The sequence below is a fragment of the Streptococcus timonensis genome (assembly GCF_047463455.1).
Taxonomy (GTDB): Bacteria; Bacillota; Bacilli; order Lactobacillales; family Streptococcaceae; genus Streptococcus; species Streptococcus timonensis_B.
Genome location: NZ_JASHDV010000002.1, coordinates 122,405 through 149,368, shown reverse-complemented (window position 1 = coordinate 149,368; position 26,964 = coordinate 122,405). Strand labels below are relative to the sequence as shown.

Genomic DNA, 26,964 nt, shown 5'->3' with positions numbered 1-26,964 from the left:
AATGGAAAAGAAACAAGTTGAAAAGGTTTTAAAATATTCTATTAGAAAGTTCTCTGTCGGAGTTGGTTCTGCTGTCATTGGGGCCTTGCTTTTTGGTGCTAACAACCTTATGGTTGACCAAGTAGTGGCCGATGAATTCTGTGAGCCAAATCAGATACACTATCGCTATTTAGCAGAGCAAGAGCTGACAGAAGCTGAAAAGGCCCTTATTCATAAGGAACTCCCTTCTGATTTAAAACAAGATGATGTTGTTTATCTTGTCTATAGAAAAAAAGAAGTTCATACACAATATCTACCAAATACTGGAAGTAAAGAGCTAGGTCTCGTTGGTCTTGGCTTTGCAACAGCTTCATTAGCTGTACTAGTAATCTCTAAGAAGCGACCTAACAAGATAGCAGGTATTCTTTTTATTGGTGCACTTGGAGGTAGCTACTTCATTCCTCAGACTATTCAAGCTTTTGAAAATCAAATTCTTTTATCTTATAACCAAACAATCTCTGCTTGTAGTCAAGAAGATTTAGCCAACGGAGTCATTCAAATTGATGGATATGACTACATTGGTTACTTCAAAGAAGCTGATTTGAAGGTTTCTATGCCTGAAAATAATCAAGACAACAACTTGATTACAGATAAAGTGACACAAGAAGCTCGTGAAGGTGAAACCGTCGTTCAAACAGAGCTTCCAACCTACAGCGAAGAAACTACAACTACAGCAACACAGGGAGAAACTAAAGGAAGCGAATCTCTCGTTCAACCAGAACCTCCTGTTCATACAAGTGAAGAAACAACAGAGAGCACCCAAGAAGAAGCTCCTATTGATGAATCCCCTGTCAAACCAGAGCCGCCAGCCCTACCAGAGCATAGTACAGCCAAGGGCACTCAAGAAGAAGGTCATGTAGGCGAATCACCAATCCAACCTGAACTTCCAGCCTATACAGGAGAAGTAACAGCCAAGGGTACTCAGGAAGAAGGTCATGTAGGCGAATCACCAATCCAACCTGAACTCCCAGCCTATACAGGAGAAGTAACAGCTAAAGGTACTCAGGAAGAAGGTCATGTAGGCGAATCACCAATCCAACCTGAACTTCCAGCTTATACAGATGAAATAACAGCTAAAGGTACTCAGGAAGAAGGACACGAAGGTGAACCTCTCATTCAACCTAGCTTGCCAGAATACAATGTGACAGAGTCAACCGTGACTGAATCAGAAACTGTTACAATTCCATATTCTACTGAGTACCTATCGGATTCTAATCGCTATACAGACGAAGAAAGTGTCGTTCAAAAGGGTGAAGCTGGTAGTCAACTCATACATCGTGTCTATAAAACTGTAGATGGGGAGAAAGTTGGTGAAGCTATCACCACTAGTACGGAAGTTGTTAAGGCTCCTGTAGCTGAAAAAATCAGTCGTGGAACCAAACCAATTGAAGGCCAAACCGAAGAAGTTTCTGTTGAAGAAGTTCCTTTTAAAACGGTAACTGAGCAAGATTCTAGTCTTCTCAAGGGTACTGAAACAGTCGCACAAGTAGGTAAGAATGGTAAGAAGAAAATTACCAAAGTCTACAAGACTATCAAGGGTGTGAAAACTGCAGATGCCCCTACTGTTTCAGAGGAAATTGTTGAACAGGTACAAGACCACATTATCAAAACAGGTACTAAGGAATTAGAAAAGCCTACTCTGACATTAACAAAAGTTGATACAGAAGAATTGAATCGAAGTGCAAAAGCAACTTATAGCCTTAAAAAACCAGATGGAGTGACTATCAAGTCTATTCAAGCAGTGTTGAAAAAAGGCGATCAAGTTATTAAGACATTTGCTATTTCAGAGTCTAATCTTGCGACAGCTTTAGCTGATTTAGATTATTACAAGGATTATACACTTGCGACGACTATGGTGTATGATCGTGGTAATGGTGACGAGGAAGAAGTTCTTAAAGAAGAACCACTGAGAATCGACCTTAAAAAAGTTGAAGTCAAAAATATTAAGGAAACAAGCTTAATCAGTGTGGATGACCAAGGTAATGAGACCGATAGTAGTCTTTTGTCCGAGAAACCATCGAATGTTAAGCCTTACTACTTAAAAGTTACGACTTACGATAACAAGGTTACGAAACTAGCTGTTGATAAAATCGAAGAAGTTACTGTAGATGGAAATAAACTATACAAAGTAACTGCTAAAGCACCAGATTTGATTCAACGTACTGCAGAGAATCGTTTCACTGAAGAGTATGTACACTATTTACCTAAGCCAAAAGCTCACGAAGGTGATGTTTACTACGACTTTAATGAACTTGTAAAAGCTATGCAAGCCAATCCTACTGGTACATTTAAACTTGGTAGCAATATGAATGCTAATAATGTACCAGCTGCTGGCAAATCTTATGTAACCAATGCCTTTAAAGGTTCATTGGGAAGTACTGATGGCAATAAATTTGCTATTCATAATATCACTAGACCATTATTTGGAAACATTGAAGGTGGTTCTGTTAAGAATCTCTTACTAGAAAATGTCAATATTGATATGCCTGGAGTTGATCGAGTAGCACCGATCGCAGGTGTTATCAAAAACAATGCAACTATTGAAAATGTCAAAGTAACCGGAAGTGTTGTTGGTAACAATGATGTAGCTGGTATTATCAATAAAATTGATGGTAGTGGAAAAGTAAGTAATGTCGCCTTTATCGGTAAACTTCACGCTGCTGGCAATAGAGGAGGCTATTTAGCTGGTATTCTTGGTGAAAACTGGAAGGGTGTTGTTGAGAAAGCATACGTTGATGCTGAAATTACTGGTAATAAAGCAAAAGCTGCAGGACTAGTCTATTCATCTCAAAATGGTGCTAATAACCACACGGTTGGTAAAGAAGGAGTCCTAAGAAATTCAGTTGCTAAAGGTTCTATCGAACTAAAAGAAGCTGTTCAGTCTGGTGGATTGCTGGGTACCAACTGGGCCTTAGGTACTATTGAAGACAACATCACTATGATGAAAGTCAAAACTGGAGAGATGGTATTTGGTCACTCAGATATTGATGCTGACGACTACTTCACCTATTCAAGAACCAAACGTAATTATAGTGTTGATGGCGTGAGTGAAGGCAAGAAGTCCTTTAACAATTCACGTAAAATTCCAAGTATCTCACTAGCAGAAGCCGAGAAGAAAATTGAAGCGATGGGAATCACTGCTGATAAATTTACCAGCAGCAAACCTATTGAAGACAAGCTTAATAATAGTCTTAATAAAGACGATCAATACAAAGCAATTGATAGTTATGATGTGAATCGTGAGCTAGCTTACCGTAATATCGCAAAACTTCAACCTTTCTATAATAAAGAGTGGATTGTCGACCAAGGGAATAAACTTGCTGCAGGAAGTCCTCTCCTAACTAAAGAAGTATTGTCTGTCACTGCCATGAAGGGCAATACCTTTGTGACGGAATTAGCTGATGCTGATCATATTATGATCCACTATGCAGATAAGACAAAAGATGTCTTTAGCATTACGCCAAAAGACTCTAAAGTCAAACAAGTGAAAGAGTATGGTATTGCAGAACTTGGTGAAGTTGTTTACACTCCAAACATGGTTGACAAAGACCGTAGTGATCTCATCAATGCTATTGTTGAAAAATTAAGTCCTGTAGAATTGCAATCTGATCCAATCTACACACACCTTGGTAGAACTGGTCCAAACAAAGTTAATGCTATTAAGAATCTTTATCTAGAAGAAACCTTCAAAGAAGTCAAGGATAATCTTACTAAATTTGTCAAGCAATTGGTTGAAAATGAAGATCATCAATTAAACACAGATGAGGCTGCTAAGCGTGCTTTGATCAAGAAAATTGATGATAACAAGGCAGCGGTTCTTCTTGGTCTATCTTACCTGAACCGTTATTACGGAGTGAAGTTTGATGATTTCAATATCAAGCAACTCATGTTGTTCAAGCCAGACTTCTATGGTAAGAACGTCAATGTATTAGACCGTTTGATTGAAATTGGTTCAAAAGAAGACTATGTCAAAGGAACTCGCACACATGATGCCTTCCGTGAAGTAGTTGCTAAACATACTCTTTCTGGCAACCTAAATGACTTCCTCAAATATAACATGGAACTCTTCACAAAAGATACAGACTTGAATGATTGGTTCATAAAAGCAACTAAAGATAATGTCTATATCGTGGAGCCAAAAACAACAAATCCTGATTTTGCAGATAAGAAACATAGAGCTTACGAAGGCTTAAATAATGATATGCATGGCAAGATGATTTTACCACTTTTGAACTTAAAAGATGCCCATATGTTCTTAATTTCAACCTATAACACCATGGCCTATAGTTCATTTGAAAAATATGGTAAGAACACTGAAGCAGAGCGTAATGCCTTCAAAGCTGAAATTGATAAGGTTGCGAAAGGGCAACAGAATTACCTAGATTTCTGGTCACGTCTATCTCTGGATAAAGTCCGTAATCAACTCTTGAAGAGCAACAACATGGTTCCAACACCAGTTTTGGATAACCAAAACTATAAAGGTATCAGTACCGACCGTTATGGTCATACAAATGGTGGTAAAGATGTGGCACCTATCCGTGAATTGTATGGACCTACCGACCGTTACCATGCGACTGATTGGCGCATGGGAGCTGTAGCTCGTGTTTATGCCAATCCATATAAAGATGATTCTGTCTTCTTTATGGTGACGGATATGATTAGTGATTTTGGTGTGTCTGCCTTTACCCACGAAACGACTCACGTAAATGACCGAATGGTTTATCTAGGTGGCTCAAGACACCGTGAAGGAACAGATCTTGAAGCATTTGCTCAAGGAATGTTACAAACTCCGTCTGTATCAAATCCAAATGGAGAATACAAAGCCCTTGGTCTCAACATGTCCTATGAACGTCCAAACGATGGAAATCAATGGTATAACACTAATCCAAATGATCTGAAGTCCCGTGACGAAATTGATCGTTACATGAAGGGTTATAATGACACCCTCATGCTTCTGGATTATCTTGAAGGAGAAGCTGTCCTGGATAAGGCAAATCAAGATTTAAACAACGCTTGGTTCAAGAAGGTAGACAAACAATACCGAGGAAATAATACCAAGAATCAATTCGATAAGGTACGTCCTTTGAGTGATGAGGAAAAGGCTATTCCATTACGTACAGTAGATGATCTAGTAACTAACAACTTCATGACCAACCGTGGCCCAGGTAACAGAGTTTATAATCCATCTGACTTTGATTCTGCTTATGTTACTGTACCGATGATGACTGGTATCTATGGTGGAAATACCAGTGAAGGTGCTCCTGGAGCTATGTCATTCAAACACAATACTTTCAGAATCTGGGGTTACTATGGCTATGAAAAAGGCTTCCTGAACTATGCTTCTAACATGCTAAAAGCTGAATCTAAAAAAGCTGGTAAAGATACTCTAGGTGATGACTTCATCATTAACAAGATTTCTGATGGAAAATTTAACAATCTCGAAGATTGGAAGAAAGCTTACTTCGAAGAAGTAGTGAATAACGCTAAAAAAGGAATTCAATCTATTGAAATCGATGGTAAAACATACAATAGCTATGAAGACTTGAAGCGTGCATTTGCTGAAGCAGTTGATAAAGATAAGGCTACTCTAAGTAAGGGCTCTGTCAAATTTGATAACACCGTATCACTTAAAGAAAAACTCTTTAAGAAACTTCTTCAACAAACAGATAGCTTTAAAACTTCTATTTTTAGATAATTAATGGACTCTCACCTGCTTAGCAGGTGAGAGTTTTTGGGTTCCCAAGAGTTTTAAGAATTTTCCAAACAGATTTCAAGTATTTTTAGTATGGTAGGTATATAATAGAGCTATAAAATCAATATCTATATTCATATGAGGAGTTGTAAAGGTAATGAAAATGAAAACATGGCAAGTATCTGTATTGGTTTGCGCTAGTCTGCTCTGTCTGTCAGCTTGTAAAAATCAGACGACGAGCGAAAATGGAGACAAACAAGCGCAAGTTAGCTCTCAGGTAGCAAGAAAAGGGGAAGAAGTTCCAGACTTTGAACTAATGGGGGTTGATGGGAAAACTTATCGCCTATCAGATTACAAAGGCAAAAAGGTCTATCTCAAATTTTGGGCTTCATGGTGTTCTGTCTGTCTAGCCAGTCTACCTGATACCGATGAACTTGCAAAAGAAGCAAGTGATGACTATGTCATCTTGACAGTCGTTTCTCCTGGTCAAAAAGGCGAGCAATCAGAAGAAGCCTTCAAAAAATGGTATCAAGGATTGGACTATAAAAATCTCCCTGTCCTTTTAGACCCTTCGGGTAAACTTTTGGAAAGTTACGGAGTTCGATCTTATCCGACTCAAGCCTTTATTGATAAAGAAGGCAAACTAGTTAAGACCCAGCCGGGCTTTATGGATAAGGCAAGTATTTTAGAGAGTTTGAAAAGCATAGATTAGAGGCTGCTCATGAATGATAAATTAAAAATAATCTTACTGATCGGAATCATTATTTTCCTTGTTCTAGGAGTTTTATTTCTTTTGGAAAAAAGAAGCGCAAGTTACACTGATACTTCTCAAATCGAGAGGGCAGCAGTTAGTCAAGGGCAAAAAGTCACGAAAAAAACTGAGCCAAGTAAAGATGCTGACCTACATGATATCTATCTAGCTGGAGGTTGTTTCTGGGGAGTCGAAGAGTATTTCTCACGAGTAGCGGGTGTGACAGATGCTGTTTCTGGTTATGCTAATGGTAGAGGAGAAACAACCCAGTATGAATTGATTGGCCAAACCGGGCATGCTGAGACTGTTCATGTGACCTATGATGCCAATCAAATCTCCTTAAAAGAAATCTTGCTTCATTATTTCCGCATTATCAATCCAACCAGTAAAAATAAGCAGGGAAATGATGTGGGAACCCAGTATCGAACCGGTGTCTACTATACAGATGAGAAAGATTTAGAAGTCATCAACCAAGTTTTTGACCAAGTTTCTAAGAAGTACGACCAACCTCTAGCGGTTGAAAAGGAAGCCTTAAGAAACTTTATTGTGGCTGAGGACTACCACCAAGATTATCTCCAGAAAAACCCTAATGGATATTGTCATATCAATGTCAATCAAGCAGCCTATCCTGTTATTGATGCAAGTCAATATCCAAAACCGAGCGACGATGAATTGAAAAAACTTTTGTCTCCAGAGGAGTATGCCGTGACTCAAAATGGTCAAACAGAACGTGCCTTTTCAAATCGTTACTGGGATAAATTTGAAGCAGGTATTTATGTAGATGTGGCGACAGGTGAACCCCTCTTTTCTTCGAAAGATAAATTTGAATCGGGCTGTGGTTGGCCAAGCTTTACCCAGCCTATCAGTCCAGATGTTGCGACCTACAAGGAAGACAAGTCCTACAATATGGTCAGAACAGAAGTCAGAAGTAGAACTGGCGATTCTCATCTAGGACATGTCTTTACAGATGGGCCTAAGGACAAGGGAGGCTTACGCTATTGTATCAATAGTCTGTCCATTCGCTTTATTCCTAAAGATCAAATGGAAGAAAAAGGTTATGGTTATTTGTTGGATTATGTAGAGTAAACTTCGATATTTAAATCAATCATAAAAAAGCCAGATCTCCTTTTTGGGGGCTGGCTTTTATGGTATACTTAGGATATGCATAGAAAAACAGTGATTGATTTTAGGGCTTTGGGCGAGCGATACACCTTTACCCAGCCTATCAAAGAGTTAAAAACGAGAGATTTAGCAGAAGTAGCAGACATGCTAGCACAGGTGGAAAGCTACCAAGAGAATGGCTATTATGTAGTTGGTTATGTCAGCTATGAGGCTGCACCTGCTTTTGAGGAAAATTTAGAGGTCCACAAAGCTCCCTTACTGGGAGAGTATCTCCTCTATTTCACCGTTCATGACAGTGTTGAAACATCCAGCATTCCTCTGACTTATGAGGAGGTGGATTTGCCATCAAACTGGCAGGAAGTAACATCTCCAGAGGCATATGAAAAGGCTATTGCTCAGATTCACCATCATTTACGACAAGGCGATACTTATCAGGTCAATTATACGGTCCAACTCAAACAGAATTTAAGTGCCAATCCTTTTGCTATCTACAATCGTATGGTTGTAGAGCAGGAAGCGGGATACAATGCCTATGTTGAACATGACGACATGGCAGTGATTTCCATGAGTCCAGAACTCTTTTTTGAACAAAATGGCCGTGAATTGACAACTCGCCCAATGAAGGGAACGACTAAACGTGGTCTGACTGACGATGACGACTTGAAAGAGGCGGCTTGGTTGGAACAGGATCCCAAAAATCGTTCAGAAAACATGATGATAGTGGACCTCTTGCGAAATGACATGAATCGTATTTCTGAGGTGGGGAGTGAGCATGTGGAGCGTTTATGCCAAGTAGAGCAGTATTCTACAGTTTGGCAGATGACTTCGACCATCAAGAGTCAGTTACGACCGGATGTTGACCTAGTTGAGATCTTCCGTTCGCTTTTTCCTTGTGGATCCATCACAGGAGCTCCCAAGATAGCAACTATGGAAATTATCAAGGATTTAGAGCTTCAACCGCGTGGAGTCTACTGTGGTACGATTGGTCTCTTGCTTCCAAATGGGCGCCGGATTTTCAATGTCGCCATTCGAACCATTCAACTGCATGGAGGGCAAGCCATCTATGGAGTCGGTGGAGGCATTACATGGGATAGCACTTGGGAGTCAGAATACCGCGAAGTCCATCAAAAGGCTGCTGTTCTTTACCGAAAACAGCCTCGTTTTCAATTGATTACAACTGGAAAAATTAGCCAGAAAACCTTGCTCTTTGAAAAGCAACATCTAGAAAGACTACAAAAGGCTAGTCGTTACTTTGCCTATCCATTTGACCCAGAAGTTTTGAAACTAAAGCTAGAGGAGGAGTGCCAGTTTTGTGACCTCCATCAAGACTACCGTTTGCGAATCAGTCTCAGAAAATCTGGAGAGATTGAAATCGAACGAAAAGTATTAACACAACTTAGTCCAACTTTTTGTCAGGCTAAACTTTGTCTGCAAGAGGCTGATTTACAGCAGACCTTTACCTACTTTAAGACGACATACCGCCCACATTTGACAACGGGAAATCAGGAAACCATCTATCACACTGTTGATGGAAAATTGTTGGAAACCTCTATTGGTAATCTAGTCTTGAAAATTGATGGCAAGCTCTATACCCCGCCTAGCACTCTCGGTATTTTGCCGGGGATTTATCGTCAACACTTGCTTGAGAGCGGAAAGGTAGAAGAAAAGGTATTGACTTTAGAAGATTTGGCACAGGCAGAAGCTGTCTATGGCTGTAATGCAGTTAGAGGCTTGTATGAGTTGTCAGTAAAGGAGAACTAAATGAAACTAAGTTTCAGATTATCCCTGATGGCCCTCATGTTTTGAATAAGGCAAAACTAAAAGAGTTTGCAGAATTAACCAGAAGTTTTCTTGAATTGCTGAAACAAGTTTGATAGAATAATATTGAGATTGATATTATAATTTTTAGGAGAAAATCATGAACAAACGTCATTTATTAAAACTAGGCTTAGCTTCTTTACCTGCCCTAGCTTTGTTTTTACAACCTGTTGTGGCAGATGAAAGTATCCATTTTTCAAGCTGTAAGGAAGCTTGGGAGAATGGTTATGCGGATATTCATAGAGGAGAACCAGGTTATTCTGCTGCTTTAGATAAAGATCATGATGGGATAGCCTGTGAATCTAAGAATGCACCCAAAGGAGTTTTAAAAGAGAAGAAGACGAGTACATCTCAAGCGACTAGCAGTGCAGCACCTGATAGCGTGGCCCCAAATAGTACAGAACCTACCTCTAGTGTAGCAGTTGTAAGTGGCTGGGATCGTCAAAATGGATCTTGGTACTATTTTTCTGAGAATGGGCAACCAGTAACAAATACTTGGAAGGGAGTTTATTACCTCAAATCAGATGGAAGAATGGCTGAGAATGAGTGGGTATATGATAACTATTACCAAGCCTGGTACTACTTCAAATCAGATGGTTCTTATGCACGGAATACTTGGCAAGGAAGTTACTATCTCAAATCAGATGGTAAAATGGCTCAGGGTGAATGGATTTATGATTCTTACTACAAATCCTGGTATTATCTCAAATCAGACGGTTCTTATGCGCATAATACTTGGCAAGGTGCATACTACCTCAAGTCAAATGGTAAAATGGCTAAGAGTGAGTGGATCTATGATTATTCTTACCAATCTTGGTACTACTTAAAATCAGATGGTTCTTATGCTCGTAATGCTTGGCAAGGAAACTACTATCTCAAATCAGATGGTAAAATGGCAAAAAATGAGCGAGTGGATGGCGGACGCTATTATGTAGATGCTTCTGGTTTGTGGAAACCATAGAACATAAAAAATTCTGGAAAGCTAATGCAAACCTTTGCACTGATTGGCAGATTTTGTTATACTAGAACTGTAAGCATTTTCAATTAAAGATAAGGAGAAAAAGATGAGTCAAAAGATTATTGGTATTGACCTTGGTGGGACTTCTGTCAAGTTTGCAATTTTAACTCAAGAGGGAGAAATTCAAGAAAAATGGTCTATCAAAACTAACATTTTGGATGAAGGAAGCCATATCGTAGATGATATGATTGAATCTATTCAACATCGTTTTGAATTGCTTGGATTGTCTGCAGCAAATTTCCAAGGGATTGGTATGGGTTCACCGGGTGTGGTTGACCGTGAAAATGGAACTGTTATCGGAGCCTATAACCTTAACTGGAAAACTCTTCAACCAATCAAAGAAAAGATGGAAAAAGCCTTGGGTATTCCATTCTTTATCGATAACGACGCTAACGTAGCTGCTCTTGGTGAGCGTTGGATGGGTGCTGGTGAAAACCAACCAGACGTTGTCTTTATGACACTGGGTACAGGTGTTGGTGGCGGTATCGTGGCAGAAGGTAAATTGCTTCACGGTGTTGCAGGTGCTGCAGGTGAACTTGGACATATCACAGTTGACTTTGACCAACCAATCGCATGTACTTGTGGGAAAAAAGGATGTCTTGAGACAGTGGCCTCAGCAACAGGTATTGTCAACTTGACTCGTCGTTACGCAGATGAGTATGAAGGCGAAGCAACCCTAAAACGCTTAATTGATGATGGTGAAGAAGTAACTGCTAAAACTGTCTTTGACTTGGCAAAAGAAGGGGACGATCTTGCCTTAATCGTTTACCGTAACTTCTCACGCTACTTGGGTATTGCATGTGCCAACATTGGTTCCATCCTAAATCCATCAACAATCGTTATTGGTGGTGGTGTATCAGCTGCCGGAGAATTCCTTCTTCAAGGCGTGCAAAAAGTTTATGATGAAAATACCTTCCCACAAGTTCGCACAACAACTAAATTGGCTCTTGCGACTCTAGGAAATGACGCTGGAGTTATTGGGGCAGCATCCCTTGTATTACAATAAAAAGTAAAAAGGAGAAAAACACTAACTTAAAGCTAGTGATTTTCCTCCTTTCTTTTTTTATGCTATACTAGTTAAGAATAAACGTTGAGGTGAGAGTAAATGACAAAAGCAGATAAGATTTTTAAAGAGAATATCGAGCGAATCCTGAATGATGGTGTCTTTTCTGAGCAAGCACGTCCCAAGTATAAGGACGGAACAGTTGCCAACTCTAAGTATGTAACTGGAGCTTTTGCAGAGTATGATTTGTCAAAGGGGGAATTTCCAATTACAACCTTGCGTCCAATTGCTATCAAATCAGCTATAAAAGAAGTGCTTTGGATTTATCAAGACCAGTCTAATAGTTTAGAAGTTCTTAATGACAAGTACAATGTTCACTACTGGAATGACTGGGAAGTGGGAGACACAGGGACCATTGGTGAGCGTTATGGGGCTGTGGTTAAGAAGCATGACATCATTAATAAAATCCTAAAGCAGTTGGAAGCCAATCCTTGGAACCGTCGCAATATCATCTCTCTTTGGGATTACCAAGCTTTTGAGGAAACAGATGGACTCCTTCCATGCGCATTTCAGACTATGTTTGATGTCCGTCGAGTAGATGGGGAAATCTATTTGGATGCGACCTTGACTCAGCGCTCTAATGATATGCTAGTTGCTCACCATATCAATGCCATGCAGTATGTGGCGCTTCAAATGATGATTGCTAAACATTTTGGTTGGAAGGTTGGGAAATTCTTCTACTTTATCAACAACCTTCACATCTACGATAATCAATTTGAACAAGCGGAGGAATTGCTCCGTCGTCAACCTTCAAATTGCCAACCACGTTTGGTCTTGAATGTACCAGACAAGACAAATTTCTTTGATATTAAAGCAGAGGATTTTGAGTTGGTTGACTATGATCCTGTAAAACCGCAATTGAAGTTTGATTTGGCTATTTAAGAACATAAAAAGAAGTTGGAATTTCCAACTTCTTTTGTTTTTTAACGTGATACACGACGGCGAGCTGCTTTTTTACGGTTTTCTTCGATGAAAGCTGCTTTTTGTTCTTCTGGTTCAATCACTTGTTTTTTAAATGCGTATACTGCACCTGCTACTGCAGCGACAGTTCCTGCAACACCTGTTACGAGACCTTTAGCAAAACCTTTAGCCATTAGTCTTCCTCCTTTAATTTATATATCAGGCAGAAATAGCTAGAAAGATAGCATTTTTCTGACTGTGCTTTTTGTGATATAATAATAGTAACGAAAAAATGGGAATTTTTCAAGGAAAAACGATGAAAAGCAAAATAATTGTGATTGTTGGTCCAACAGCTGTTGGAAAGACTGCCCTAGCCATTGAAGTTGCTAAGCGTTTCAATGGCGAAGTAGTCAGTGGGGATAGCCAACAAGTATACCGAGGACTGGATATTGGAACAGCCAAGGCTAGTCCAGAGGAGCAGGCAACTGTCCCTCATCACTTGATTGATGTGAGAGATGTAACCGAGTCTTACTCGGCTTTTGATTTTGTTTCTGAAGCCAAGATGGCCATTGAGGATATTCAAAATCGTGGTAAACTTGCTATTGTAGCAGGTGGGACAGGACTTTATATCCAGAGTTTGCTAGAAGGCTATCACCTAGGTGGTGATGCTCCTTATGAGGATATTTTAGCTTACCGAGCTAGTTTAGAGCATTATTCAGATGAGGAATTAGCTCATCTGGTGGCTCAAGCGGGCCTTGAAATTCTCCAGTTTAACCGTCGTCGTGCTATGCGTGCCTTGGAAATTGCCCATTTTGGTCAAAATTTGGAAAATCAGGATAGCCCTTATGAAGCGCTGATTATTTGTCTGGATGATGAGCGTAGTCAACTCTATGATCGGATTAACCGCCGTGTGGATTTGATGTTTGAAGCGGGACTGTTGGATGAAGCCAAGTGGCTATTTGATCATTATCCTGATGTGCAGGCTGCTAAAGGTATTGGTTACAAGGAACTCTTTCCTTATTTTAGAGGGGAGCAAAGCTTGGAGGAAGCTAGTGAGAGTCTTAAACAGGCAACACGTCGTTTTGCCAAGCGTCAGTTAACCTGGTTCCGTAATCGCATGCAGGTGACCTTTTATCAGATAGGAGAATCAGGTGTGCAAGACCGCATTTTAAGCCAGATTGAGGAGTTTTTAAATGATTGAAACGGAGAAAAAAGAGGAACGAGTCCTACTGATTGGTGTTGAACTCCAAGGCATGGACAATTTTGACCTCTCCATGGAAGAACTGGCTAGTCTAGCAAAGACGGCTGGAGCAGTCGTAGTGGATAGCTACAGACAAAAACGAGAAAAATACGATTCTAAGACCTTTGTTGGGTCTGGTAAGTTGGAAGAAATTGCTCAAATGGTGGATGCAGAAGAAATCACGACTGTCATCGTCAACAACCGTCTGACACCCCGTCAAAATGTCAATTTAGAGGAAGTCTTGGGTGTTAAAGTTATTGACCGTATGCAGTTGATTTTGGATATCTTTGCCATGAGAGCTAGAAGCCATGAAGGGAAACTCCAAGTTCATCTGGCACAGCTTAAATACCTCCTACCTCGTCTAGTCGGTCAAGGGATTATGCTCAGCCGTCAGGCAGGGGGAATTGGTTCCCGCGGTCCAGGTGAAAGCCAGCTGGAACTTAATCGTCGTAGTGTTCGCAACCAAATCACAGATATCGAACGCCAACTCAAAGTGGTTGAGAAAAATCGGGCGACAGTTCGAGAAAAACGCTTGGAGTCAAGCACCTTTAAGATTGGCTTGATTGGTTATACCAATGCTGGTAAGTCAACTATTATGAACACCTTGACCAGCAAGACCCAGTATGAGGCAGATGAGTTGTTTGCGACTTTGGATGCGACGACTAAGAGCATCCATCTTGGAGGCAATCTACAGGTAACCTTGACAGATACCGTTGGATTTATTCAAGACTTACCGACAGAGTTAGTATCTAGTTTCAAGTCAACCTTGGAAGAAAGTAAGCATGTAGACCTCTTGGTTCATGTCATAGATGCTAGCAATCCCTATCATGAGGAACATGAAAAAACAGTCCTCTCCATCATGAAAGACTTGGATATGGAGGATATTCCTCGCCTAACTCTATACAATAAATCGGATTTAGTGGAGGATTTCACACCTACCCAAACGCCTTATGCATTGATTTCTGCTAAATCTAAAGATAGTCGTGAGCAGTTGCAGGCTTTATTGCTAGATAAGATCAAGGAAATTTTTGAACCCTTTACGCTACGCGTGCCTTTTTCTAAGTCCTACAAGATTCACGACTTAGAAAGTGTCGCGATTCTTGAAGAACGGGACTATCAAGATGACGGCGAAGTCATTAGAGGATACATTTCTGAGAAAAATAAATGGAGATTAGAAGAATTTTATGACTGATATAAAAACTATGGCACTCAAGTATGGTGGCTATACAAGTCTAGACAAGGTCTATCTGGATCAGCTTTTAGCTGGTAGGTCTGAAGAGGAGCAGCTAGCTCTCATCACCCCTCCACCAAGCGTGGTCAATGCTTACTTTGCAGAACTCTACCAGAAAAAGAGTCCTCAAGCTGCGACAGATTATTTTGCAGAAGTCAGTAAAGAACTAAACCTCTACAATGTTGAGCCAAGTTTCACTGAAGAAAGCAAACCTTTTATCCGCCTTAATCTCTCAGGAAAGTCTTTTGGTTTTTGCTACGAGAAAGATGGACAAGGTCGTATTTTCTCAGAAGCTAAGGAGATAATTACAGATGAATTACTCTTTGAGATTGCTCAGATTTTTCCTCATCAGCTGATCTTTGAGCAGTCTGGAAAGATTTACATGAAGGCTGTCGGAGATGAGGAAGTTGTTACCGTTCAAAATCTCACAGCTTTAACTGACTTGGAGAACTTAGCAGATGGTCGCAAGCGTCTCAAAGGCTATAGTCAAGAAGATTTACTACAAGAGGCTAAAGCCTTTACTGGTAAGCTTTATTACCGCTCAGAAAACCGCACTGCTATGTTATATTTTGATTAATTAGAAAGTATCGAATGGATATTCAATTTTTAGGAACGGGGGCTGGTCAGCCCTCTAAAGCCCGCAACGTTTCAAGCCTTGCCCTGAAACTCTTGGACGAGATTAACGAAGTTTGGCTCTTTGACTGTGGCGAAGGAACGCAAAATCGCATTCTAGAAACCACGATTCGCCCACGAAAAATCAGCAAAATCTTTATCACCCACTTACACGGAGACCATATCTTTGGTTTGCCTGGATTTCTCTCTAGTCGTGCCTTTCAGGCCAATGAAGAGCAGACGGATTTGGAAATCTATGGTCCCCAAGGTATTAAGTCATTTGTCTTGACTAGTTTGCGTGTCTCTGGTTCTCGTCTACCCTATAAGATTCATTTCCATGAATTTGACCAAGATTCTCTTGGGAAAATCCTTGAAACGGATAAATTCGCTGTGTATGCAGAAGAGTTGGATCACACTATTTTCTGTGTCGGCTATCGTATCATGCAAAAGGATTTAGAAGGAACCTTGGATGCTGAAAAGCTCAAGGCTGCTGGTGTGCCATTTGGACCACTCTTTGGAAAAATCAAAAACGGTCAGGATGTCGTCTTAGAAGACGGTACCGAGATCAAGGCAGCAGACTATATTTCAGCACCGCGACCTGGTAAGATTATTACCATTTTGGGAGATACTCGAAAAACAGATGCTAGTGTGCGTCTTGGAGTCAATGCAGATGTTCTTGTCCATGAGTCTACTTATGGCAAGGGAGACGAAAAGATTGCCCGCAATCATGGCCACTCAACTAATATGCAGGCTGCACAGGTTGCAGTAGAAGCAGGAGCTAAACGCCTCTTACTCAACCATATCAGTGCACGCTTCCTTTCAAAAGACATTAGCCAGCTTAAAAAGGATGCCTCTAGTATCTTTGAAAATGTTCATGTGGTCAAAGATTTGGAAGAAGTGGAAATCTAGAAGATTGAGAAAGGAAAAGTATGTCTACTATTCTCATCACAGGTGCTAGCGGTGGTCTAGCCCAAGAAATGGTCAAACTCTTGCCAGATGACCAACTCATTTTGCTAGGTAGAAATAAGGAGAAACTAGTTCAGTTATACGGAAATCATCCTCAGGCAGAATTGATTGAAATTGATATTACCGACGCTCAAGCATTAGAAGAACTAGTTGCTGAACTCTATCAGCGTTATGGCAAGATTGATATTTTAATTAACAACGCTGGTTACGGAATTTTTGAAGATTTTGACAAGATTTCTAATCAAGACATTCATCAAATGTTTGAAGTCAACACCTTTGCTCTCATGAATCTGTCTCGTTTGGTTGCTTCTCGTATGAAGGAGATTCGAAAAGGCCATATCATCAATATCGTCAGCATGGCAGGTTTGATAGCAACTGGCAAGTCTAGTCTATACTCTGCGACCAAGTTTGCGGCCATTGGTTTTTCAAATGCTCTTCGCCTTGAGCTCATGCCCTATGGTGTCTATGTGACGACTGTTAATCCAGGACCTATCCGTACAGGATTTTTTGACCAGGCAGACCCAGATGGGACCTACCTCAAATCGGTCGACCGCTTTCTACTCGAGCCAGATGCAGTAGCTAAAAAAATTGTTAAGACCATAGGCAAAAACAAACGCGAGCTCAATCTCCCAGCCTTGCTACATTTAGCTCATAAATTTTATACCCTCTCCCCTAAGTTAGCCGATAAGTTGGCGGGAGAAACTTTTAATTATAAGTAAAAAATCTATTCCTTTAAGGAATAGATTTTTTGATATAATTTCTTGAAAGAAGAGTGTTTTAAAGTCAGAAATCAAGCTTATTCGTGCCTATTCATAGCTTTTAGGGTATAATACAAATAAAAGAGATCTAGAAGATACTTAGAGTACAATCTAGGTACAAAAAGATAGAATCATGGATACAGGAGAAAAAATGGCAAAAAAGAAAAGAGTTACCTTACCCAAGGACTTTAATGAACTACTAACTGATGGCAATATTGACCAATTAAAGGCCGTATATGATAAGTGTGAGTTAACTGCCCATGATGGTAGATATAGCTTAAGTACGGCTCTCCATTTCGGTGGTGTACCTGATGAACTGGTTATTTGGCTTGTAGAAGAGGGCTTGGATATCAATATCCCTGATTATTATGGAGCGACTCCTTTGTACCGTCAGGCAACCATGGGAAGAGAGACTGTAAAACTCTTGCTCGAATTGGGTGCAGACATTGAAAAAAACAATACTTATGGCAATACACCCTTGCATGTGGCAGCTCAGTTTTTTCATCCTAAGACCGTTGCACTTTTCATAGAAAAGGGAGCAAATGTTAACCCTAAAAATGATAGGGGACAGACCCCACTAGACTCCGTACTCACTGTCTGTAGAGGAATCTATATTGCCCAAACAGCTGAAATTGCCTCTATGCTGCTGGATGCAGGTGCCAAGAAAACATCTGCTATGAAAGAAATGGTTGAAAATATTGGTAAGGATTTTGAATTTCATAGAGAAGGGATCAATCCCGACTATCTAGAAGCCGCAGACCAGGGTCTAGAAAAACTTTATGCTTTGTTTGATGTCAAGCCGGTAGCCAAACGAATAACCCACGATGGAGTTTCTCCGATTTTCGTAAAAGAAGGCAGCTGGGAGGAACAATATGAGGAACTATGGTCTTTCTTGATTCCTTCAAGTGGAGCAGCCAAAACTGTTCAGGGAGAAGTTATCCGTATACCAGGTCGAGTCCGAGATGAACTGGACCGCAATGGTGGGGTCAACTGGGACAGGGACTATAGAAAAATGCTTCAGGCTCTCCCTCAATACTTGTCTCTAGGAAGCTCTCTTTCAGAACAAGAATTAGCAGAGACTAAAGAGCTTATTGGTCAGATTCATGGGAAAGATTTTGATGACGAGCCTCGCCTAGACCGCTTGTGTCAGCTAGCTCTTGCTTGGATAAAGCAAAATCCTGAACCCCTTCTCCTAGAAAAAACAAGTTATAAGCGGTAAAAGGAATTTGAAGCTAGTTAAAATAAAGAACTCAAGGTGAAATGATGCAACTAATTGACCAAGTTAAAAAAATAGAAACTTATATTTGTGAGTGTTTTGAAGACTGGGATTTGGATGATCCTGTAGAGGAAGGATATCTGGAAGATTATCAGGGCATTTCTGGTGCTTCTGAGGAAGAGCTTCAAGCCTTTGAGGAAATATTTGGTATTCGTCTACCTAGTGACTTCAAAGAGCTTTATAGTTATAAAAATGGGAGTAAGTACCTCTCTATTTTACCTTGTGTAATTGACCAGAGAGATTTGACTTTTTCTCTCATGAGTCTACAGGAAATTGAGAATTGTAAAAAATACTTTCAAAATAGAGATGCTCTGTTAACAGAATTTCCCGACTATTTTTCTAGTCAAGACCTAGAAAATATGCGTGATAGTAGAATTAAGCCTTATCTTTTTAATAAAAAATGGCTTCCTTTTGCTCAGTATTGTGACTCTTGTTATCTTATGCTGGATTTTGATCCAGACCAGGAGGGTCAGGAAGGTCAGGTTATTTGCTACATCCATGATCCTGATGAAATTATCTATGTAGCAGAAAGTCTTACGGAGTTGATTGAAGAGATAATGGATGAGATCATATGAACGGACAAATGTATCAAGTTCAAAATATAACAGATAACATTTGTTTAACCTTCCTGTACGGCAGAGTTTTAAAAGAAATTGCCCTTTGTCGGATTGACTAGATTGTGAGGCTGAATTTAGGAGCTTTTTATTGATAGGTGCTGAAATTTCTGGATTAGTCTGCAGAATTTATTTTGAGCTGTTTTCTTGCGGAATTTGACCCAGTATTGTAAATCGAATCTTAAAGTAGTATACTAGAACTAGCAATTACGAAAACGTTTGCATTTTTTTGTTGATGATGATTATTTAGGAGACAAGACATGGAATTAACAGCCATTTATCATAGACCAGAATCAGAGTATGCGTATCTTTACAAGGAAAATCAGCTACATATCCGAATTAGAACAAAGAAAGATGATGTCCAGAAGGTCATATTGCACTATGGCGACCCCTTTATTTTCATTGAGGATAAGTATGAAGCCAAGAAAGAAATGACTAAAGTAACCTCAGACGCCTTGTTTGATTATTGGCAGGTCACAGTATCAGTTAATTTTGCACGCATTCAGTACCTCTTTGAACTTCTTGATAAGGAAGATCAGGATGTCTTCTATGGTGATAAGGGTTGTGTGGAACATACTCAAGAAAACTTGTATGCTGAAGGTAATGGTTTCAAACTTCCTTACATTCACGAAATCGATGGTTGCCAAGTTCCTGACTGGGTTTCAAATACTGTTTGGTATCAGATTTTCCCAGAACGCTTTGCGAATGGAAATTCTAATCTAACTCCAGATGGAGCTCGAGAGTGGGATGCTGAGCTTGCGCCTAACAGGGATGACTTTTTTGGTGGAGATTTACAAGGGATTATTGACCATTTAGACTATCTTAAAGATTTGGGAATCACTGGACTTTATCTATGTCCGATTTTTGAAGCAACGACCAATCACAAGTATGATACGACGGATTATTTTGAGATTGATCGTCATTTTGGAGATAAGGAAGTCTTTCGTAATTTAGTCGATGAAGCTCATAAACGTGGCATTAAGATCATGCTTGATGCGGTGTTTAATCATATCGGTTATCAGTCAGCCCAATGGCAGGACGTTCTAAAGAATGGAGAAAATTCCCCTTATAAAGATTGGTTCCATATTCAAGAATTTCCAGTTACTGAGGATAAACTTCAGAATCCAAGACAACTACCTTATCATACCTTTGCCTTTGCTAGCTATATGCCTAAGTTAAATACAGCCAATCCTGAAGTTAAAGACTATCTTTTGAGTGTTGCGACCTACTGGATTGAGAATTTTGATATCGATGCTTGGCGCTTGGATGTTGCTAATGAAATTGACCACCAGTTCTGGAGAGATTTTAGAAAGGCAGTTCTCGCTAAAAAGCCTGATTTGTATATCTTAGGTGAAATCTGGCATACTTCTCAGCCTTGGCTACAAGGAGATGAGTTCCACGCGGTTATGAATTATCCACTCTCTGAAAGTATCAAGGACTATTTTTTGCGTCAGACAAAAAAGACGGAGCAGTTCATTTCCGAAATCAACAGCCAATCTATGTACTATAAGCAACAAATCGCAGAAGTGATGTTTAACCTTTTAGATTCTCACGATACAGAGCGTATCCTCACAACTGCCAATGGAAATATCCAGCATGTCAAGGCTGCCCTAACTTTCCTCTATCTTCAAAAAGGAACTCCTTGTATCTATTACGGAACAGAGCTAGCACTGATTGGCGGGCCAGATCCTGATTGCCGCCGAGTCATGCCTTGGGACCGTGTGTCTGAGGATAATGACATGCTAAACTTCATGAAGCAATTGATACAGCTCCGTAAAGAAGTTGCTAGTATTATTCAGCACGGTTCCTATAGTTTGGAAGAAGTGAAACCAGATGTTCTTGCCTTGAAATGGAGCCACGAAGGAAAAGAAGTTCAAGCCATCTTTAATCAGTCTTCTGAGAAATATACTTTAGATAGAGATTCAGTTGATTTAGCGAGTTATTGCCAGATGGAAAATGGACAGTATGTCATCTTGAAAGATGGGTTTGTCATTTATATTTCGGAGTAGCATGTTCGTCTTGGCTCTTAAACTATATTAGTAATGAATATTTTAAAAGGTTGTTTCACACAGATAAACAACCTTTTATTTTGTATATGATTTAGCAATTCCTTTAAAAATACCTTAAGACAGTTATTTGTATTCATAATTTTCTACTAATTTTAGGAATCATAGTCTCAAGTATGCTTTTTACAAGAAACTATTGATGTATCTATTTTATTTGTATAAAATATGAGTAAAGATTAGGACAAAAGAAGAAAAAAGAGCAAGGAGGGGTAAACCTATTGATTGATAATCGAGAAAGAGAATTCAACCAAAACTGGTATTTCAAACTCAATGCAAATACTAAAGATGCTATTAAAACAGATACTGATTTGTCAAGCTGGAAGAAATTAGACCTTCCTCATGACTGGAGTATCTACAATGACTTTGATCATGACTCACCTGCCCAAAACGAAGGTGGGCAACTCAATGGTGGTGATGCTTGGTATCGTAAGACCTTTAAACTCGATGAAGAAGACCTCAATAAGAATGTTCGTATCACATTTGATGGGGTTTACATGGATTCTCAGGTTTATGTAAATGGACAGCTAGTTGGTCACTATCCAAATGGTTACAACCAATTCTCATATGACATCACTGACTATCTCCATAAAGACGGTCGCGAGAATATCGTAGCAGTGCATGCCATCAACAAACAACCAAGTAGCCGTTGGTACTCAGGAAGCGGGATTTACCGTGATGTTACCCTTCAAGTCACAGATAAGGTCCATACTGAGAAAAATGGAACAACTATCTTAACACCAGACCTTGAAAAACAACAGAATGGCAAGGTTGATACTCATGTAACAAGTAAGATTGTCAATACTGATGATAAAGATCATGAAATTCTTGCTGAATACCAAATTATCGAACGTAATGGTCAAGCTGTAACGGATCTAGTTCGTACAGCTAGTCAAGTATTGAAAGCTCATCAATCAGCTAGCTTAAATGCTATTTTACAAGTTGATAAACCAAAACTTTGGACAGTTCATAGCGACAAACCAGCTCTTTACGAATTGGTGACTCGTGTCTATCGTGATGGTCAATTGGTCGATGCTAAGAAGGACTTGTTTGGTTACCGTTATTACAACTGGACACCAAATGAAGGCTTCTCTTTGAATGGTGAACGCATTAAATTCCATGGGGTTTCTCTTCACCATGACCACGGGGCTCTGGGTGCTGAAGAAAACTATAAGGCAGAATACCGTCGTCTGAAACAAATGAAGGATATGGGTGTCAACTCTATCCGTACAACTCACAACCCAGCTAGTGAGCAAACTTTACAAATTGCCGCAGAGCTTGGTTTGTTGGTCCAAGAAGAAGCTTTCGATACTTGGTATGGTGGTAAGAAACAGTATGACTACGGTCGCTTCTTTGACAAAGATGCTACTCACCCAGATGCTAAGAAAGGTGAAAAATGGTCTGATTTTGACCTTCGTACCATGGTTGAACGAGGAAAGAACAACCCTGCTATCGTTATGTGGTCTATCGGTAATGAAATCGGTGAAGCAGACGGAAAACCTCGTTCTTTAGCAACAGTTAAACGCTTGGTTCAAGTTATTAAGGCTGTTGATAAGACACGCTATGTCACTATGGGAGCAGACGAGTTCCGCTTTGGTGATGGTAGTGGTGACCATGAAAAGATTGCCAATGAACTTGATGCGGTTGGATTTAACTATTCAGAAGATAACTACAAGAAGCTTCGTGCTAAACATCCAAATTGGTTGATTTACGGATCTGAAACGTCTTCAGCTACTCGTACACGTGGAAGTTATTTCCGCCCAGAACGTGAATTGGTACATAGCAATCAAGCTTACCGTCATTATGAGCAATCAGACTACGGTAACGACCGTGTTGGTTGGGGTAAAACAGCTACTGCATCTTGGACTTTTGACCGTGACAATGCTGGCTATGCAGGTCAGTTCATCTGGACAGGTACTGACTATATCGGTGAACCTACTCCGTGGCATAACCAAAACCACACACCGGTTAAAAGCTCGTACTTTGGTATCGTAGATACAGCTGGTATTCCAAAACATGACTACTTCTTGTATCAAAGCCAATGGATTTCTGTTGAGAAGAAACCAATGGTTCACTTGCTTCCTCACTGGAACTGGGAAAATCCTACTCTAAAAGTGAATGTAGCGGATGCAGATGGTAATATTCCAGTCCGTGCCTATTCTAACGCTGCAAGTGTAGAACTATACTTGAATGGTGAAACTCTAGGCAAGAAGACATTTACTAAAAAACAAACAAGCGATGGACGCACTTACCAAGAAGGTGCCAACGCTAATGAACTTTACCTTGAATGGAAGGTTGCTTTTGAAACTGGTACTTTGGAAGCAGTAGCTCGTGACGAAGCTGGGAATATTGTTGCTCGTGATAAGATTGTGACTGCTGGAGAACCTGCAGGAGTTCGTTTGGTCAAGGAAGAAAATGCTATCGCAGCTGATGGAAAAGACCTTACTTATATCTATTACGAAATTGTTGACAGTAAAGGTAACGTAGTTCCTACAGCCAATAATCTTGTTCGCTTCCAGTTGCATGGACAAGGTCAGATTGTCGGTGTAGACAACGGAGAACAAGCCAGTCGTGAACGTTACAAAGAACAAGCAGACGGTTCATGGATTCGCAAGGCCTTTAATGGTAAGGGTGTTGTGATTGTTAAATCAACCGAGCAAGCAGGTAAATTAACCTTGACTGCTCACTCTGATTTCTTGAAATCTGGTCAAACAACCATTTTCACAGATAAGAAAGACCAAGAGGAAAAGACTGTTTTAGGTACAGAGGTTCCTAAAGTTCGTACAGTAATTGGTCAAGCTGCGAAAATGCCTTCAAAAGTAGGATTTATCTACAGTGATGGCAGTCGTGCAAAACTTCCAGTAGAATGGTCAGCAGTTGATGTCAACCAACCTGGTATTTTTACTGTTAAAGGTGTGGCAGATGGTCGCGATGTAGAAGCGCGTGTTGAAGTCTTGGCACTCGAAGCAGAATTGCCTGTAGTTAAGAGAATTGCACCAACTACAGATCTAAGTACGGTTGATCCATCTGTTACCTATGTTTTGTCAGATGGTACTGTAGGAAGTTATGACCTTGATAAGTGGGAAGTTGCATCTGAAGATCAAGCTAAACTAGCTATCCCAGGTTCTCGCATTCAGGTTAAAGGAATTTCAGGTGATGATGAAACCACAGCTACATTCGTAGTTGTCGAAGGTCAACCTGCTGGTCCAGTAGTACCGACTGTAACAGTAGCAGACCAAACAGTAGAAGGTCTCTCAACTGACCATCCAGTTCTATACCATAAACTTGCTTATGGAACTGCTTTACCTGAAGTCAAAGCTTTAGCTGAAAATGCTCAAGTAACAGTTATTCAAGCTAACGAAGCAAATGGTATGCGTGCAAGCATTTATGTTCAACCAAATGATGGTGGAGCACTTCAAACGTATGCTATCCAATTCTTACAAGAAGCTCCGCAGATTAAACGTTTGAGCCTAGAAGTAGAAAATGCAGATGCACTGAAAGAAGATCAAACAGTTGGCATCAAGGTATTTGCTCACTATCAAGATGGTACTCAGGCAGTCTTGAAAGCCGACAAGGTGACCTTCTCAACTACAGGTGAAGGAGACGTAGCCGTTCGTAAGGGTATGCTTGAATTACACAAACCTGGTCAAGTAACTCTGAAAGCTCAATTTGAAGGAGCTGAAGGTCACATTAACTCGAATATTCAAGCAAATACAGAAAGTAAAGTTGTCAAAGCCATTCGTCCAGTTAGCGTCGTGACAGGTTTGAACCAAGAACCAAGTCTACCTGATACAGTAACGGTAGAGTACGATAAAGGATTTCCAAAAGTTCACAAGGTAACTTGGCAAGCAGTTGCTAAGGAAGACCTTGATAAATACCATAGCTTTGATGTTCTAGGTAAAGTAGAAGGAATTGAAAACGAAGCACATGCTAAAGTTTCTGTAGAAGGCATCATTGCGGTCGAAGAAGTGACTACAACAACTCCGGTTTCAGAAGCTCCTCAATTACCAGAAAGCGTCCGTACTTACCACTCAAATGGCCAAGTATCTTCAGCTAAAGTGACTTGGGATGCTATTGATCCAAGCCAATATGCAAATGAAGGCAGCTTTACCGTGACAGGGCATGTGGAAGGGACTCAATTACCAACAAAACTTCATGTTCGTGTGTCTGCTCAAACAGAAACTGGTGCTAACATTTCTGACCAGTGGACAGGTTCAGAGTTGCCACTTGCCTTTGCATCAGACTCAAATCCAAGTGACTCAGTAGCCAATGTCAATGACAAACTAATCTCATTTAATGATCAACCGGCAAACCGCTGGACAAACTGGAAACGTACAAGTGAAGCATCGGTAGGAATTCTCTTTGGTGATTCTGGTATCCTGTCTAAACGTTCGGTTGACAACCTCAATGTTGCCTTCCACGAAGACCACGGTGTTGGTGCACCTAAGTCTTATGTCATCGAATACTATGTAGGAACAGATGTTCCAACAGTTCCTAAGAATCCAAGCTTTGTAGCTAGTGAAGACCACGTCTTTAACGATGACAATAACTGGAAACAAGTGACAAATCTTAAAGCTCCAGATCAAGTGAGAGCTGGAGAAATGACTCACTTTAGCTTTGATAAAGTCAACACTTATGCGGTTCGTATCCGTATGGTTAGACCAGATGGTAAATGGGGCACTTCTATTACAGAAATTCAAATCTTCTCTAAACAAGTAGCTGCAGCTAAGAAAGCTCAAGCTCAAATCCAAGTAGATGGAAAAGATTTGACAAACTTTAACCCTGGCTTGACTGACTATTATCTAGAAGCTAAAGAAGACCAAGCACCAACTGTAACAGCAAGTGTATCAGATAATGGTATTGCTACAGTGATTCCAAGTGTTCGTGAAGGGGATCCAGTTCGAGTTGTCGTTAAGGCTGAAAACGGAGATATTCTAGGGGAATACCGTCTACACTTTAAGGTGACAAGTGATTGTTAAAATATAGTGTAAATCAAAGTAGAGAGAACCAAAGTGTTCTCTCTTTTCTATCTTATATTTGCTTTTATTCTCAGAAGAGTTATAATAAAGATGAAAATAGGGGAAGAGGAGGAGATAGGATGGCTTATATTGAAATGAAAAACAGCTATAAGAGGTATCATACTGGAGATACAGAAATCGTAGCTAATCGAGATGTCAACTTCGAGATTGAAAAGGGAGAACTAGTCATTATTCTCGGGGCATCTGGAGCAGGGAAGTCAACAGTTTTGAATATTCTTGGTGGAATGGATACCAATGATGAGGGACAAGTCTGGGTTGATGGAACCAATATTTCGAATTTCACTTCTCATCAGAGAACTAACTATCGTAGAGATGACGTTGGCTTTATCTTTCAATTTTACAACTTGGTTTCTAACTTGACTGCTAAGGAAAATGTTGAGCTAGCTTCAGAAATTGTTGCTGATGCCTTGAATCCAGAACAGGTTCTAAAGGATGTTGGCTTAGGACACCGTCTCAATAATTTTCCAGCCCAGCTGTCAGGTGGTGAACAACAACGGGTCTCCATTGCTCGAGCGGTGGCTAAAAATCCTAAAATTCTCCTCTGTGATGAACCAACGGGAGCTTTGGACTACCAGACTGGTAAGCAGGTTCTAAAGATTCTTCAAGATATGTCACGTAAAAAAGGGGCCACCGTTATCATCGTAACGCATAATGCTTCCCTAGCTCCTATAGCTGATCGCGTGATTCAGATGCACGATGCTGGTGTCAAGAGTGTTGTTATCAATCCTCAACCACAGGATATTGATGATTTGGAGTACTGAG

At 40.2% G+C, this 26,964-nt stretch carries 17 protein-coding genes and 2 pseudogenes; 18 read left to right on the top strand and 1 reads right to left on the bottom strand.

Features of this window, described 5'->3' with window-relative positions; translation table 11 throughout:
• Nucleotide 1 precedes the first annotated feature (1 nt).
• The 8 genes and pseudogenes from QM847_RS03920 (at nucleotide 2) to QM847_RS03885 (ending at nucleotide 12,385) form a co-directional block, all read left to right on the top strand.
• A complete protein-coding gene (locus QM847_RS03920; RefSeq protein WP_414353968.1) occupies nucleotides 2-5,734 on the top strand; it encodes a ZmpA/ZmpB/ZmpC family metallo-endopeptidase in 5,733 nt (1,910 codons plus the stop codon).
• Between the two features lie 160 nt (nucleotides 5,735-5,894).
• Nucleotides 5,895-6,443, top strand: coding sequence for a redoxin family protein (locus tag QM847_RS03915; protein WP_414354357.1), 549 nt, complete (start codon nucleotides 5,895-5,897; stop codon nucleotides 6,441-6,443).
• A 9-nt stretch (nucleotides 6,444-6,452) separates the two neighbouring features.
• Nucleotides 6,453-7,568, top strand: coding sequence for a peptide-methionine (R)-S-oxide reductase MsrB (msrB, locus tag QM847_RS03910; RefSeq protein ID WP_414353965.1), 1,116 nt, complete (start codon nucleotides 6,453-6,455; stop codon nucleotides 7,566-7,568).
• 75 nt (nucleotides 7,569-7,643) lie between these two features.
• The gene (gene pabB, locus QM847_RS03905) at nucleotides 7,644-9,365 is read left to right on the top strand and encodes an aminodeoxychorismate synthase component I (RefSeq protein ID WP_414353964.1); all 1,722 of its coding nucleotides are present in this window, start codon (nucleotides 7,644-7,646) and stop codon (nucleotides 9,363-9,365) included.
• Nucleotides 9,362-9,478: pseudogene (locus QM847_RS03900) on the top strand (alpha/beta hydrolase); the annotation flags it as partial. The gene pabB and the pseudogene QM847_RS03900, both read left to right, overlap by 4 nt.
• A 44-nt stretch (nucleotides 9,479-9,522) precedes the next feature.
• Nucleotides 9,523-10,383, top strand: a complete 861-nt coding sequence (locus QM847_RS03895; RefSeq protein WP_414353963.1) for an excalibur calcium-binding domain-containing protein — start codon at nucleotides 9,523-9,525, stop codon at nucleotides 10,381-10,383.
• A 103-nt stretch (nucleotides 10,384-10,486) separates the two neighbouring features.
• The gene (locus QM847_RS03890; RefSeq protein ID WP_414353962.1) at nucleotides 10,487-11,446 is read left to right on the top strand and encodes an ROK family glucokinase; all 960 of its coding nucleotides are present in this window, start codon (nucleotides 10,487-10,489) and stop codon (nucleotides 11,444-11,446) included.
• Between the two features lie 99 nt (nucleotides 11,447-11,545).
• Nucleotides 11,546-12,385 carry a thymidylate synthase gene (locus QM847_RS03885; RefSeq protein ID WP_414353960.1) on the top strand — a complete coding sequence of 280 codons (840 nt, stop codon included), beginning with the start codon at nucleotides 11,546-11,548 and terminating at the stop codon, nucleotides 12,383-12,385.
• Between the two features lie 41 nt (nucleotides 12,386-12,426).
• Here QM847_RS03885 and QM847_RS03880 read toward each other — a convergent pair whose 3' ends face one another.
• Nucleotides 12,427-12,597, bottom strand: a complete 171-nt coding sequence (locus QM847_RS03880) for a DUF3042 family protein (RefSeq protein WP_269797431.1) — start codon at nucleotides 12,595-12,597, stop codon at nucleotides 12,427-12,429.
• Between the two features lie 122 nt (nucleotides 12,598-12,719).
• Here QM847_RS03880 and miaA point away from each other — a divergent pair, with 122 nt between their 5' ends.
• From miaA to QM847_RS03830, 10 genes and pseudogenes are all read left to right on the top strand, one after another.
• Nucleotides 12,720-13,604, top strand: coding sequence for a tRNA (adenosine(37)-N6)-dimethylallyltransferase MiaA (gene miaA / locus QM847_RS03875; RefSeq protein WP_414353958.1), 885 nt, complete (start codon nucleotides 12,720-12,722; stop codon nucleotides 13,602-13,604).
• Entirely contained in the window at nucleotides 13,597-14,835 is a 1,239-nt protein-coding gene (gene hflX, locus QM847_RS03870; protein ID WP_414353956.1) for a GTPase HflX, read from the top strand. The genes miaA and hflX overlap by 8 nt, the downstream gene beginning before the upstream one ends.
• Nucleotides 14,828-15,451, top strand: coding sequence for a cystathionine beta-lyase (locus QM847_RS03865; RefSeq protein ID WP_414353954.1), 624 nt, complete (start codon nucleotides 14,828-14,830; stop codon nucleotides 15,449-15,451). The genes hflX and QM847_RS03865 overlap by 8 nt, the downstream gene beginning before the upstream one ends.
• Before the next feature lie 14 nt (nucleotides 15,452-15,465).
• Complete coding sequence (gene rnz, locus QM847_RS03860; protein WP_414353951.1) at nucleotides 15,466-16,395, top strand: ribonuclease Z; 930 nt, start codon at nucleotides 15,466-15,468, stop codon at nucleotides 16,393-16,395.
• Between the two features lie 20 nt (nucleotides 16,396-16,415).
• The gene (locus QM847_RS03855; RefSeq protein ID WP_414353949.1) at nucleotides 16,416-17,171 is read left to right on the top strand and encodes an SDR family NAD(P)-dependent oxidoreductase; all 756 of its coding nucleotides are present in this window, start codon (nucleotides 16,416-16,418) and stop codon (nucleotides 17,169-17,171) included.
• 190 nt (nucleotides 17,172-17,361) lie between these two features.
• Entirely contained in the window at nucleotides 17,362-18,429 is a 1,068-nt protein-coding gene (locus QM847_RS03850; RefSeq protein ID WP_414353946.1) for an ankyrin repeat domain-containing protein, read from the top strand.
• Between the two features lie 44 nt (nucleotides 18,430-18,473).
• Nucleotides 18,474-19,061: an SMI1/KNR4 family protein gene (locus tag QM847_RS03845; RefSeq protein ID WP_414354355.1), complete on the top strand. Its 588-nt coding sequence runs from the start codon at nucleotides 18,474-18,476 to the stop codon at nucleotides 19,059-19,061.
• Nucleotides 19,062-19,360: 299 nt separating this feature from the next.
• Nucleotides 19,361-21,109, top strand: a complete 1,749-nt coding sequence (locus tag QM847_RS03840) for a glycoside hydrolase family 13 protein (protein WP_414353944.1) — start codon at nucleotides 19,361-19,363, stop codon at nucleotides 21,107-21,109.
• 293 nt (nucleotides 21,110-21,402) lie between these two features.
• Nucleotides 21,403-26,121, top strand: a pseudogene (locus tag QM847_RS03835) (Ig-like domain-containing protein); the annotation flags it as partial.
• Nucleotides 26,122-26,261: 140 nt separating this feature from the next.
• The gene (locus QM847_RS03830; protein WP_269797424.1) at nucleotides 26,262-26,963 is read left to right on the top strand and encodes an ABC transporter ATP-binding protein; all 702 of its coding nucleotides are present in this window, start codon (nucleotides 26,262-26,264) and stop codon (nucleotides 26,961-26,963) included.
• Nucleotide 26,964: the final 1 nt, after the last annotated feature.